Raw genomic sequence first — 12,459 nt, forward strand, 5'->3', positions numbered from 1 at the left:
TAGTTTATTTATTAAGGATTTCGGTCTGTGAAAGTATTTCAAGTTGCAGTAATGCCATACTCAGTTCGGCCTTTGCTTGTTCGTAATTCACTCTAGCGTCGGTCTCTACACCTTTTCGGGCACTAAGATCTGCCGGATTTATTTTTCCATTGATAAAATCAGATTCAGCAACTTTATATTGAGCTTGTGCTATTACCATTGCTTCTGCTTTAATTTTGAGCAGATTTAAAAATAATTTAGCTTTCGAGTATGTTTCTATGATTCTGATTTTTTGTTCATCATGCCATCTTTCTACTTCAGCCTCAGTTGCTTCCATCTCCATTTTTTGCCTTCTAACTTTATTGCCCCTGTCGAAAAGTTCGTCAAGAGGTACTGATACCCCGACTCCTATATTATAGAAGCTCTGTTTGGTATTTGCTAAGTGGTTAATAGGAAGGGTTTGGGTTTGATTTGAGTCTGTTATTGTAGATAGAGAACCTACTATTCCATATTGATATGCTCCGATGATTTTAAAATATCTCAGCCATTCATTTTTAACCGTTTTGAGCATACTTTTTTCCGCTTCTTTGCGTGAATTATAATATCTTACTGTGGCGCTCGATTTGGCATTTTCAAATAATACCTCTAACGGTGGTAATTCAACATGGTTATAATCATCTAGCTCTTGTGCCTTAGTGGATAAGGATATGAAATAACATAAAAAAACAGCTATAATCTTAAGATATAGACTTATTTTTCTTTTTTTAGTTATCATAGGATATATTGTCATACAAACAATAGATTAAGAGTTTTAAACATTCTCTTTTTGAACAAATGAAAAGAAAGTCTTGAAAATTATTTTCATATCAAACCAGAAAGAGCAATGTTGGGCATAATAGATATCTAACTGTTTTCGTTCTTCAGCTGACATTATAGCACTGCCTCCTCTTTTCTCTACTTGCCATAATCCGGTTAATCCTGCAGGAGCTATAAACCGGTCGACATAGTTATCCGTAGTTAACAATTCGGCTTCATACAAGGGGAGGGGACGATTTCCTACAAAAGACATATCACCTTTTAAAATATTAATGAGCTGAGGCAGTTCATCTATGCTATACTTTCTAATAAACTTGCCTATCTTAATTATTCTTGGATCATTCTTATATTTTATGAATGAGTTTTCTTGCATCTGATGTCTATTTTCCAAATATCTATCTTCCGATATGGTATAGTCGTCCGCAATTAAAATGGTGCCGGATTCGGAACTTAAATCTTCATTGATCTTATCGCCTGATTGTTCTGGTAGATTTTCATCGTTATTCCGATTGTATTGATTTAATAACAGATATTCCTTTAAACGTTTATCTGCATCGGGGTACATGGATCGGAATTTTAGAAAATCAAATATTTTGTAGTTACTTCCTACGCGTTTCGATTTATAAATAATGGGGCCTTTACTTTCAATCCTTATTAATATTGCTATTATAATAAATAATGGCAATAATAGGAGCAAAGATATAGATGACATAACTATATCGAAAATACGTTTGCCTAATGGGAGATTAAAGGTTTGAAATTCTTGCTTATTTTGCTCTATTTCCGAGGAAAATGTTTCTTTCTTGCTGTAATAATCAATTATTTGCCTTATAGATTTATTTGTGGCATAGGGAGATAGGGTTGATCTGAGCCCTGATTCAAGGTACCTTACGCGTTCTCCTTTTGGTATTGACTTGTCTGAAACTAGAATTATATGAGCCTTCGTAAATATCTTTTTTAGAGAACAGAAAACATCTATATTGTAAGATATATCCATACTCTCAAGTAGTATATATTCTATATCAGCATAGGAGCCTATTTCTGATTCCAGAGGTATATATCCTTCCAAAACAACTAATTCACTCCAGTATTTTCTGAAATGGGATATGTAATCTGGGGTCTTTCCGATATAAAGGACAGGTGTCATTTGAGTACTTTTTTTATTCTAACTTTCAATTCTGTGGGATTAAATGGCTTAAGAATATAGTCTTCCGCTCCTGATTCTAATAATCTTATTCTTTCAGAGCTGGAATCTTCACTTGAGAGTATTACAAACGGTATTTCTTTGAAGAGTTCATTGTTCTTGAGATACGCTAAAAATTCATCTCCTCTCATCAGCGGCATACGAATATCAGAGAGTATGAGGTCCGGAATATGCCCTTCTTCGAGCCAAGCTATTGCTTTCAGAGGATTTTCGAAATAAGTAACGTCATATTCCCCGGTAAAATAAATGGATATTATCTTAGCTATAGACTCTTTGTCATCGACAATTATAATTTGTTTTTTCATATTTAAAACTTAGATTCTATATTTTATTAATAGAGTTTTGTTTTCTTTATTAGAGTTTTGTGCTATGTATTTGTCTCGATAATAGATTATTGAGTTTTTCAACTTTATCTGTTGTTTGAAAAAGTAGAAAAAAGGTTATTTCATAAATGAAATTTATATGAAATTTAAGCTGACTATATAGGTATCTAAACAATCTATAAGTAAAATAGTTTATTTGATCGATAGATTTAAACATGTCTAAAGTTGAGATTAATTCTCTTCTTTGGGCTTATAATATATTTTGTGTCTGATTTAAGTGTACACTAATGTGTGCTATTGTATCCATCTGTCTGTAATGTGAGATTTCAAGTGCTTAGTATTGAGGTTTTTGTTCGCTTTTTGTGTTGTTATCTTAACGAAATATAGAATAAGCAATTATTATATTTCTCTGTTTGATTGTTTGAAAGGTACCGTTAATAAATGGGGAATTCATAAAAGCTTTTTGTTGCAAAATGATGAGTTTTGCTATTCTCTATAATCAAGACCGTAATAAATCTGGTCATAAAGAATTTTTTTTTCGATAAATTTTTAGCAAATAAATAATATTTTCATGAGGCCTATTTAACAGTTAATAAAAGCATTGTTGTCTTGGCAACCTTTTTGTGGAGAAATAAGAGCTAGCTTGATTTGCATTCAGCATTTAAACCATTAAAAAATATTACTTTTACACAATTCCCAATTTTCGAATAGAGTTTAATTTATTAAGATGGACTGTTGGCCACAAATGGACTAGTTGGTATAATATTTTTTATAGTATTGATGGTTAATATTTATCAAATATTTGAGCGGATTTTAATAATGCTGTCCTTTCTACGATCAAATAATACATACCGGATGGTGAACAGATAGTTTCATTTCTAGAGATCTGCTTTTTTCTTTAGCGTCCATAAAATATATATTCTCATCATTTTATAATCTGAAGCAGAAAGCGTATTTTTATCCGTTAATGGCTATGTCATATAACAAAGAGATACTCAATAGAATAAAGCACATCAAATAATAACTATCCTAAACCCTAATATTATGGTACATTTGGTTTATTGCGATGACAAAGAAAAAGTATTAGAAAAGATTCTTTCAGGAGAAAAAACAATGGTTGTAAGAGGAGCAGCCGGCAGGAAAATACCACACAGCAGAGTCTTTGCCGATGAAGTACTTTATTTTATGAAAAAAGGCTCTAAGAAAATAACAGCTAAAGCAAATGTTACCAATGTAGAGAATCTCACTAAACTATCAGAAGAAGAAATAATATCTACGCTGAAGGAGAATCAGCCCAAACTGAATCTTTCCGACAAACAAAAAGCCCGTTGGCATAAAAAATGCCTTTGCCTGATTGAATTTGGAAGCGTTGAAGAAATAGCACCCCTTGATTTTGATCATCAGGGTAATATGGATGACTGGCTGATCATCGAAAAAATAGAAGATGTAGTGGTAGGAACCAGCATACCCTATAACTATGATAACAGCAAGTTTAAATAATACAAAAACATTCCATAGTATGAAAACCCAAGACTCAATTCAACTTTTGCGGGACGAAGAAATAATACCAACAGAAACAGTATTAGAAGAAGCATTAGGAAAAGACGTTTTTTCAGTCTATACCAAGCTAAATGAAATTATCCGTACCGAGTTTCAGATAGAACCCGAATGGAGATATTACAAAGACGGTAAATCATGGCTTTACAAAGCAGTATATAAAAAGAAGACAATATTCTGGCTTTCTATATGGGAAAAGTTCATAAAAATCAGCTTGCTTTTTACTGAAAAAACACGTGGCGGAATTTATGATCTGGAGATCAGTAACGAAATTAAAGAAAGCTTCAAAAATGCACATGCTACCGGCAAATTGATCCCGTTGCTACTCGATATTGATAAAGAACAACAATTGGCAGATTTGAGCCAGCTTATAAAATACAAGAAAACACTGAAATAAATGTTACGTGATTTTGCAGCCATAGACTTTGAAACAGCCAACCAGCAACTATCCAGTGTTTGCAGTGTCGGAATCGTTATTGTCAGAAACGGTATAATCACAGACCGTTTCTATAGCCTCATTCAGCCCGAACCCAATTATTACTGCTATGGTAATACTACTGTTCATGGATTGACGGCAGCAGACACAGATACAGCACAGGTTTTTTCTAAAGTATGGAAAGAGATCGAACCACTCCTTGGAAATCTTCCGTTAGTTGCTCATAACAAGGGATTCGATGAAGGTTGCCTCAAGACCGCATTTAAAACGTACGGAATGGACTATCCCGATTACCGCTTCTATTGTACATTAGCCGAGTCACGCCGTCAGCTAAGACACTTACCCAATCACCAACTGCATACCGTAGCCGAAGATTGTGGCTACATTCTCATCAATCACCATCATGCTTTGGCTGATGCGGAAGCCTGTGCCGAAATAGCATTGCAATTGTTGTAATAATCCGTATACAAAAACAGGCTACACGAAATTATTCCATATAGCCTGTTTACTTACTGATATCGTTACGTTTATCCATTAACTTTCTTCATAGAAGCAATAGAATCTAGCACTTTGCATGAAAATCCCCATTCATTATCATACCATGCAACCACTTTAACAAAAGTCGGGCTTAATTGTATTCCCGCTTTTTCGTCAAAAATAGCTGTATACGGATTACCTATAAAATCAGATGACACAACTTCATCTTTAGTATATGCCAGATATCCTTTTAAAGAACCCTCCGAAGCCTCTTTCATCGCCTTGCAGATTTCTTCGTAAGTAGTCTCTTTAGCCAAACGGGCTGTCAGGTCAATGACCGAAACATCCAGAGTCGGAACACGGAATGACATACCTGTAAGTTTTCCATTCAGTTCGGGAATCACCTTGCCTACGGCTTTAGCAGCTCCTGTTGTAGAAGGAATAATATTACCCGCTGCGGCACGTCCACCTCTCCAATCTTTCATTGATGGACCATCTACTGTTTTTTGTGTTGCCGTTGTAGAATGTACCGTAGTCATAAGGGCTTCAAGTATACCGAATTTATCATTCAATACCTTTGCTACTAATGCCAGGCAATTGGTGGTACACGAAGCATTCGATATAACCTGTGTTCCCTTTATGTATTTATCATCATTCACACCTGGAACAAACATCGGAGTATCATCTTTCGATGGGCCCGACATGACTACATATTTAGCGCCTGCACTAATATGTCCCTGTGCTTTTTCCTTTGTTAGGAACAATCCTGTTGACTCTACAATGTATTCGGCTTCCACTTCATTCCATCTTAGATTAGCCGGATCTTTTTCCGCTGTGACACGGATTTCATTACCATTCACTATCAGTTTGCCGTTTTTGGTTTCGATAGTTCCGTCGAACTGACCGTGGATTGTATCGTATTTAAGCATATAAGCAATATATTCCACATCCATCAAATCGTTGATCCCAACTATTCGGATATCTTTTCTACTCTGTGCAGCACGAAAAACTAAACGTCCGATACGTCCAAAACCGTTAATACCTACATTAATTGTTTTCATAATTCTACTTTTTTGATTATTTATTACGCCATTTTGGTTCTACACTCACTCTTTCACCATCCTCTGAACTATACTGATTGAGAGATCCTTCTTTAGATTGAATTACTGCCAGTATCATTTGTTCGTCCGATGTATTGCAAAATCCCCTCTTTACAGCCGGTGCAATCCGAATCACACTTCCTTCTTTGATCGGGAAACAGTCTTCATCTACCTGAAAAAATCCCGAACCTTTCAGAATAATGTATGTTTCTTCATTTTCTATATGTTTATGAAAGTAAGGTAACTCACTCTTTGCCGCTAGTGTTTGGAATGATATTTCGGTGCCCGTTGCTTTGGTTGGCTCCTTTAGAAATACTTTTCCTTTTATTTCCTGTTGAGTTTTAGGATGAAGAAATGAGTACTCCTGCAAGCTCTCCAAAAGTCCAATGTTAATAGCTGAGTAACTATTACTTTCTGATATAGTTTCAATTTTTTTCATTGTTCTTATTTTTAGTTTTTTATTGTATTACAAAGATATACCATAATATGACTGTCTGTAATGACAAAAAATGTACAATTTCTGCCAAATCTGATTTCTTCTACCAAATAATACTTACTTTTAAGGTCTCAGACCTTTTTATTGCTTTGGTAAGTGCAATAACAATAGCCTGTTACAATTCGAAAGTATATTATTAAAAACTTTCATTTACTTAAATATTGAAATACGAAACATATGAATAAGCAATTAAAAATAAGACATATTGTAATACTGGTAGCTCCAGACTCAACATTGCTTACAACAGTAGGTCCTTTAGAAGTGTTCGCCAAAACCGTCGATCAATTTAACCTGATTCAGGATAAAGTTGATTTCAATTACAAGACCCATGTCGTATCAATGGAGAATACAAAGTTGATAAATACATCCTGTGGATTGCCAATATTAACTGAAGGTTGTTATGATGAGATAGATTATCCCATAGATACATTGATGATAACAGGATTGGCGAGACATCTTGAAGAATCTTCCATGAATAAAATGTTGGAATGGTTGAAGCAACAATCAAAAACAATCCGTCGGATATGTTCGGTCTGTTCCGGAGCGTTTATTCTAGCTGAAGCAGGATTACTTGATGGGAAAAAAGCTACAGCTCACTGGTCGAAGAACGAAGAGCTGGCACAATCATATCCCTTGATAGATGTTCAGATAGCCCGTATATTTATCAAAGACGGCAATGTGTATACAGCAGCAGGAATTACTTCGGGTATGGATTTGGCATTAGCCTTGATAGAAGAAGATCTCGGACAATCTTTTGCCTTGCATATTGCCCGATGGTTGGTTTTATACCTGAAACGTCCCGGAAACCAATCGCAGTTCAGTGCTTATTTGGATTATAAGAGTATCGGAAATCCGTCTATGAGAAAAGTTTGCGAATGGATATTGGAGCATCTGAGAGAAGACCTTACTGTAGAGGCCCTCGCAGAACACGTTGCGATGAGTCCCCGTAATTTTGCACGGGTTTTTGTCCGTGAACTGAGGATTACGCCAGCCAAGTTTATCAATAAGTTGAGGATTGAGAATGCCTGCCAGCATCTCATTGATACACAGTTTTCGTTAGATGAAATAGCATCATATTGCGGACTAAAGACCGCAGAAAACCTGCGTCGTCAATTTATTAGTTTTATGGAGGTAACACCTGCTCAGTACAGGAAGAGTTTCCAATCGTCTTTAGTTGATGCTTAATAGAAAGGGGAGGGATTGTTATTTATTTTGGCGTGTATTTTATACAGGTTTATTTAATCATCTTGCTCAATATTTTAATACCTTTTTCCAACTGACTTTCAGACAATGAAGCGTACCCTAAACGGATTCCGTCAACTTCACTGTCAAAAGAATAATTTGTCCAAGGAATTATGCTGACACCCGTAAGTTTCAATGCTTCATTTAGCTTGTTTATATCCTGCTTGTTCTTCAGTTTCAGCCAGAAAGCTAAACCTCCTTCGGGAACTTTGTAAGTAACCTTATCGGAGAGGTATTTATCAATCAAAGAAGCAAAGTAGTTCCGCTTATTCAGATAATATTTAGATGCTTTGCGAATATGTTTCTTGATAACACCCGATTCGATAAGTTCTAAAATAGCCTGCTCCATAATGTTATCTCCCTGCAAGTCGATTATACGCCTAAGATTGCCTACTTTTTGTATAATATCTTTATTCGCAACGAGATAACCCACACGCAAGCTTTCGGAAATCATCTTACTGAAAGTTCCTATATATATTGTATCATTAGCACCATCCAAGGACGACAATGGAGCTATCGGACGGATGCCGAAGTGAAAATCGCAATCGTAGTCATCCTCTATGATTGTGAATCCATAACGATTAGATAATTCGATCAATCGCAAACGTCTATCTAAGCTCAGAATCACGGTAGTAGGGTACTGATGATGTGGAGTTATATATATAGCTTTTATTTGTTGTGTGGAAGCAATCCGTTCAACCTCTTCTACACTAATGCCTTTCTCATCTATTGCAATCGGTATTAGTTCTGCACCGGCATGCCTGAAAGTTTCCCATGCAGGTCCGTAACCCGGATTTTCTACCAGAATTAAATCGCCTTCATTCAATAAAGCATGTGCTATCAAGAACAAAGCCATCTGGCTACCTCGTGTAATACATATCTGCGAATAGTCGGTATGCATTCCTCTAGTTTGATTCAGCATTCTGGAGACAGACTCTCTGAATCGAAGTGTGCCAAACTCACTTCTGTTTATCATGGGATTTATTCTGGCTTTGCGGTTGAATATTTGTCTGTAAGCACTGGCTAGTTCACGGATAGGTGCTATTTGTGTATCAGGTAGGCCACTATCGAAAATGACAATAGATTCCTTTCCTCGATCTGACAAATTTTCTTTTTGGACACCTCGCCTGTTCTCATGTCTTGCCCCAGCAGGTAGATTGGCAGATACAAACAAGCCTTTACGCTCTTCGCTATACAACCACCCCTCCGAGATCAGAATATCCAAAGCCTTGATAACCGTGTTTCGATTGATTCCCAACTCGGATGCCAGCAGCCTGCTTCCGGGTAGAGCATCTCCCGATTTGAGCGTTCCATTCTTTATCATATCGATGATGTGATCGGCAATTTGTAGATAAATTGCTTTCTTCGAATCTTTTTCGAATTGTATTTGAATAATCCAAGGGCGGAGCATCTGGTATATCTTATTTAATGATAATTGGTATACAAATATAGTCCATATAGTGTGTATTTTAGCCGGAAAAAAGAGCGATATGAATACTATAGTAGAAAATCTAACCTATATCCACAAACGTATAAAGATGGTATGTGAATCATCCGGCAGAGCAGAAAGTGATGTCAGGCTGTTACTTGCCACTAAAACCGTTGCCCCTGAAAGGATAAAAATAGCTTTAGACTGTGGAGAAACATTAATCGGTGAAAATAAAATTCAGGAACTTAGGGATAAAGACTCTGAATTGAAAGATTATCCGGTTAAACGTCATTTTATAGGTCATTTGCAAACCAATAAAATAAAAGATGTCCTTAAATATGCTTCCTGCATTCAATCTGTTGACAGAATCGATTTAGCTCAAAAACTCGATCAGCGTTTACAGTATGAAGGTCGGGCAATCGATATTCTGATACAAGTAAATACCTCATTCGAAGACAGTAAATTTGGTGTTGCACCTGACGAAGCTATAAACTTAATCAAACATATAGCTCAGTATGATACATTGAATATAAAAGGTTTGATGACTATTGGTATTCTAAGTTCCGATAATGAATCGGTACGGAAATGCTTTCGCTTACTAAAGAAAATACAGCAAAAAACAATTGCCGAACATATTGACAGAGTTGATATGAACGTATTATCTATGGGTATGAGTGGTGACTTTGAGGCTGCCATCGAAGAAGGTTCAACGATGCTTCGAGTCGGCACATCTGTCTTTGGGTCACGTATATATCCTGATAGTTTCTATTGGAATGAGCAGATCGGTAAATAGATCAGACATTTATAAAAAGTAAAAGAAAGTGATAAGAAAAATAATTTATCACTTTCTTTGGTTTATAATTACTTCCACCAATTGTAATAATTGTGTTCGTTGTCTAATTCAAATCCGCATTTGGGATACAAATTATTACCTATTTTGTTTGTCTTTTGTGTTTCGAGCAATAGCCCGCAAGCATCTGTTTCGTCGCAATATTGCTTGCAGCGATCAATGAGTGTTATTGCCAAGCCAGATCCACGATAAGTTGGGTCTATAAATAAATCGCTCAACAACCATTGACGCTTCAAGGCTTTGTAATGGTATAGAGGGTATAATTGTGCGAAACCGACATATTTATCATTTTTCTCAATTAAGAATGTAACTGTCTCATTGTTCTTTATACGTTCTTCCAGAAAAGACTTGCTTTTTTCCAAGTCCGATGGCTGTTGGTAAAACACACGATACTTATCGAATAATATTGCAAATTCATTCAGATGTTCTAATGTTGCTGTTTCAATCTGTTTCATAAAATAAATTATTTAGTTGGTAAAACTGAGACGCAAAATTAGAGCAATGAATTAGGTGTTTGGTATACCAAAAATAAAATACATAGACAGTCCAGTTTGTGAATATGACGTACTTCAGTGTAAAGATGTGCGATATTACCACGATTTATAAAACTTCTCACCATTCCTTATCATTACTATTGTTTTGGCAATTCGGTCTATCTTGGTTTGCTCTGTTTTTGCTGAGTATATCCATTTTACAAATGCTTTCTTCTCGGTATCACTATAGATATCAAATTTCCCCAAGATACCATCTTCGTACTCCATACACAAAAGTAGCTCTTCTGGAATTTCAGTAGGCATATTGTCTTCATAAATAACAATATGCACCGTATCACCAGCCTGCTTTTTTATTTTTTTCCTTACTTCAGACTTAACAGCCAAGCCCACATGTCCGTTTCCAAAAGGCATCAGGTGTACATTCGAAAATTCATAATCGTCTATCTTCCCTCTTACTTTCAGCATGCCGAAAGATGTCTTAGGCATGGGTATCTCGGGTAATTCGGCAAAAGTCCAACCTCCTTTACCTTCAGTTTTTTGTAAGAGATAATCTTTATCGACTAATGGTTTTTCCATCTTTCTTAAAATATAATTATTTGCTTTCTTCTTTCTACTCCTTGAAGGTAGTGAAATTTTTATTTTCAGGCTACCGTTTCCTGTAAGCGCTGGGTTTACAACCTATTGTTTGATAAAAAAGAGATTTGACTTTTCCTGATATTTAGATGTAAATTACTTTTTTATGAATCGACCTATTATTTAGATTAGTCTTGCTAATGTTTGAGTAAATAGCTTCGTTAACCCTTCCTTGATGAACGACTATAAATTGCTATGTAAAAAGGTGAATTTAATCCTTTTACTTTTCTACAATAGAATGCGTTTTTAAGTAGTAATTTAGAAATGAGATCGGAGACATTCATAATTGAATAAATGTCTCCGATTTTCTTATTGTTTGCTCTTGATTTAGTTGTTTGTGGTAATCCGAGTATCAGACTAAATAGGCTAAATTACAATCTATTACTTCACTCCTGTAACTGTAATAGAATAAATCCCCACATTCCCCGCTTTGTATTTAGCGATGGTTGCCTCATCCAAATGTTCCTCTAAAACTTCATCAGGAATAACAACCGTTTTTGTCCTTTCCACTTTGATATTAGTGAAGTTTGCTTTTTCTATTTCCTTTAAATAATCCTCTTTCTGAATAGCACTGGCTATACACCCTGCATACATCGAAGCATTATCGGTAAATTCTTTCGGAAATATACCATTCAGCACCACATCCGAAATACAGAAATGACTGCCTTTTTTGAGAACACGATAAATCTCTTTAAAAATCTTATCCTTTTCAGGTAGCAGATTCAATACGCAATTACTGACAACCACATCGGCAGTATTGTCAGGAACAGGCATTTCTTCAATATCCCCTTCCATAAATTCAACATTGGTATAACCACGTTTGGCAGCATTTTTGTGAGCTTTCTCTACCATTTGAGTAGAAAAGTCTATACCTATTACTCTGCCGCTTTCGCCTGCTTCGGCTCGTGCAATGAAACAATCGTTACCTGCTCCCGATCCTAAATCGATCACAGTATCTCCCTCTTTAATCCCTGCATACTCTGTCGGGAGTCCGCAACCTACACCCAAATCAGCATCAGCTTCGTAGCCTTTGAGTTGGCTGTAATCTTCACTCATAATGGTAAATACCTTTTTCGATGGTGTAGTTGGGTTTGTACCACAACAGCAACCCGATTTAAGTAAATCGCTATTCATGGCTAACTCGCTGTATTGCTGTTTTACCATTTCCTTTTTTGCCTGATTACTATTCATAGTCAATAATTCCGATATTTCTTTTTCGGTAGGCACTTTGCCCTGTATCATTACATTGCCATCAATCACGATTGAAGGAGTAGAAAGAACATTGTATTTCATTATCTCCATGATATCTTCTTCCTTCTTTACATTTGCTGTAACATTGGATTCAGACACTACTTTTTTTACTTTTTCGTAAACTTCTTTACATTTGGCACAACCTGTACCCAAAACGATTATCTCCATGATT

Annotated in this window: 14 protein-coding genes and 1 pseudogene; 5 read left to right on the forward strand and 10 right to left on the reverse strand. The window is 35.9% G+C overall.

What is annotated here, in order from left to right; translation table 11 throughout:
- Window positions 1–4: 4 nt before the first annotated feature.
- The 3 genes from G7051_RS11100 to G7051_RS11110 are packed head-to-tail and all read right to left on the reverse strand — an operon-like array spanning window position 5 to window position 2,304.
- The gene (locus tag G7051_RS11100; RefSeq protein WP_166200303.1) at window positions 5–769 is read right to left on the reverse strand and encodes a TolC family protein; all 765 of its coding nucleotides are present in this window, start codon (window positions 767–769) and stop codon (window positions 5–7) included.
- 21 nt (window positions 770–790) lie between these two features.
- Window positions 791–1,942 carry a sugar transferase gene (locus G7051_RS11105; RefSeq protein ID WP_166200305.1) on the reverse strand — a complete coding sequence of 384 codons (1,152 nt, stop codon included), beginning with the start codon at window positions 1,940–1,942 and terminating at the stop codon, window positions 791–793.
- Window positions 1,939–2,304, reverse strand: a complete 366-nt coding sequence (locus G7051_RS11110; protein WP_166200307.1) for a response regulator — start codon at window positions 2,302–2,304, stop codon at window positions 1,939–1,941. Before G7051_RS11110 ends, G7051_RS11105 begins: the two co-directional genes overlap by 4 nt.
- A 1,062-nt stretch (window positions 2,305–3,366) precedes the next feature.
- Between G7051_RS11110 and G7051_RS11115 the strand changes: the two genes are divergently transcribed.
- Genes G7051_RS11115 through G7051_RS11125 form a run of 3 tightly spaced genes read left to right on the forward strand, consistent with a single transcriptional unit; the run spans window position 3,367 to window position 4,771 of the window.
- Complete coding sequence (locus G7051_RS11115; RefSeq protein WP_166115145.1) at window positions 3,367–3,822, forward strand: hypothetical protein; 456 nt, start codon at window positions 3,367–3,369, stop codon at window positions 3,820–3,822.
- Between the two features lie 19 nt (window positions 3,823–3,841).
- Complete coding sequence (locus G7051_RS11120; protein ID WP_166115150.1) at window positions 3,842–4,276, forward strand: DUF3788 family protein; 435 nt, start codon at window positions 3,842–3,844, stop codon at window positions 4,274–4,276.
- Window positions 4,277–4,771 (forward strand): 3'-5' exonuclease, encoded by a 495-nt coding sequence (locus G7051_RS11125; protein ID WP_166200309.1) that lies wholly within the window; start codon window positions 4,277–4,279, stop codon window positions 4,769–4,771.
- A 71-nt stretch (window positions 4,772–4,842) separates the two neighbouring features.
- On the opposite strand, the gene gap is transcribed toward G7051_RS11125, so the two are convergent.
- The gene (gap, locus tag G7051_RS11130) at window positions 4,843–5,853 is read right to left on the reverse strand and encodes a type I glyceraldehyde-3-phosphate dehydrogenase (RefSeq protein ID WP_166200311.1); all 1,011 of its coding nucleotides are present in this window, start codon (window positions 5,851–5,853) and stop codon (window positions 4,843–4,845) included.
- A 16-nt stretch (window positions 5,854–5,869) separates the two neighbouring features.
- Window positions 5,870–6,331 (reverse strand): cupin domain-containing protein, encoded by a 462-nt coding sequence (locus G7051_RS11135; RefSeq protein WP_166200313.1) that lies wholly within the window; start codon window positions 6,329–6,331, stop codon window positions 5,870–5,872.
- A 234-nt stretch (window positions 6,332–6,565) separates the two neighbouring features.
- Between G7051_RS11135 and G7051_RS11140 the strand changes: the two genes are divergently transcribed.
- Window positions 6,566–7,573, forward strand: a complete 1,008-nt coding sequence (locus tag G7051_RS11140; RefSeq protein ID WP_166200315.1) for a GlxA family transcriptional regulator — start codon at window positions 6,566–6,568, stop codon at window positions 7,571–7,573.
- Between the two features lie 49 nt (window positions 7,574–7,622).
- Here the strand turns inward: G7051_RS11140 and G7051_RS11145 are convergent, their stop codons facing one another.
- Window positions 7,623–9,041: a PLP-dependent aminotransferase family protein gene (locus G7051_RS11145; protein ID WP_166200317.1), complete on the reverse strand. Its 1,419-nt coding sequence runs from the start codon at window positions 9,039–9,041 to the stop codon at window positions 7,623–7,625.
- A 79-nt stretch (window positions 9,042–9,120) separates the two neighbouring features.
- On the opposite strand from G7051_RS11145, the gene G7051_RS11150 reads away from it, so the two are divergent.
- Entirely contained in the window at window positions 9,121–9,852 is a 732-nt protein-coding gene (locus tag G7051_RS11150; protein ID WP_166200319.1) for a YggS family pyridoxal phosphate-dependent enzyme, read from the forward strand.
- A gap of 68 nt (window positions 9,853–9,920) precedes the next feature.
- Here G7051_RS11150 and G7051_RS11155 read toward each other — a convergent pair whose 3' ends face one another.
- The 4 genes and pseudogenes from G7051_RS11155 to G7051_RS18455 form a co-directional block, all read right to left on the reverse strand.
- A complete protein-coding gene (locus G7051_RS11155; protein ID WP_166200321.1) occupies window positions 9,921–10,364 on the reverse strand; it encodes an N-acetyltransferase in 444 nt (147 codons plus the stop codon).
- 135 nt (window positions 10,365–10,499) lie between these two features.
- Window positions 10,500–10,979: a YdeI/OmpD-associated family protein gene (locus G7051_RS11160; RefSeq protein ID WP_166200323.1), complete on the reverse strand. Its 480-nt coding sequence runs from the start codon at window positions 10,977–10,979 to the stop codon at window positions 10,500–10,502.
- Window positions 10,980–11,417: 438 nt separating this feature from the next.
- Window positions 11,418–12,227: an arsenite methyltransferase gene (gene arsM / locus G7051_RS11165; protein ID WP_370522999.1), complete on the reverse strand. Its 810-nt coding sequence runs from the start codon at window positions 12,225–12,227 to the stop codon at window positions 11,418–11,420.
- Between the two features lie 60 nt (window positions 12,228–12,287).
- Window positions 12,288–12,455 (reverse strand): annotated as a pseudogene (locus tag G7051_RS18455) (thioredoxin family protein); the annotation flags it as partial.
- Window positions 12,456–12,459 lie beyond the last annotated feature (4 nt).

The organism is Dysgonomonas sp. HDW5B (genome assembly GCF_011299335.1).
GTDB lineage: Bacteria > Bacteroidota > Bacteroidia > Bacteroidales > Dysgonomonadaceae > Dysgonomonas_A.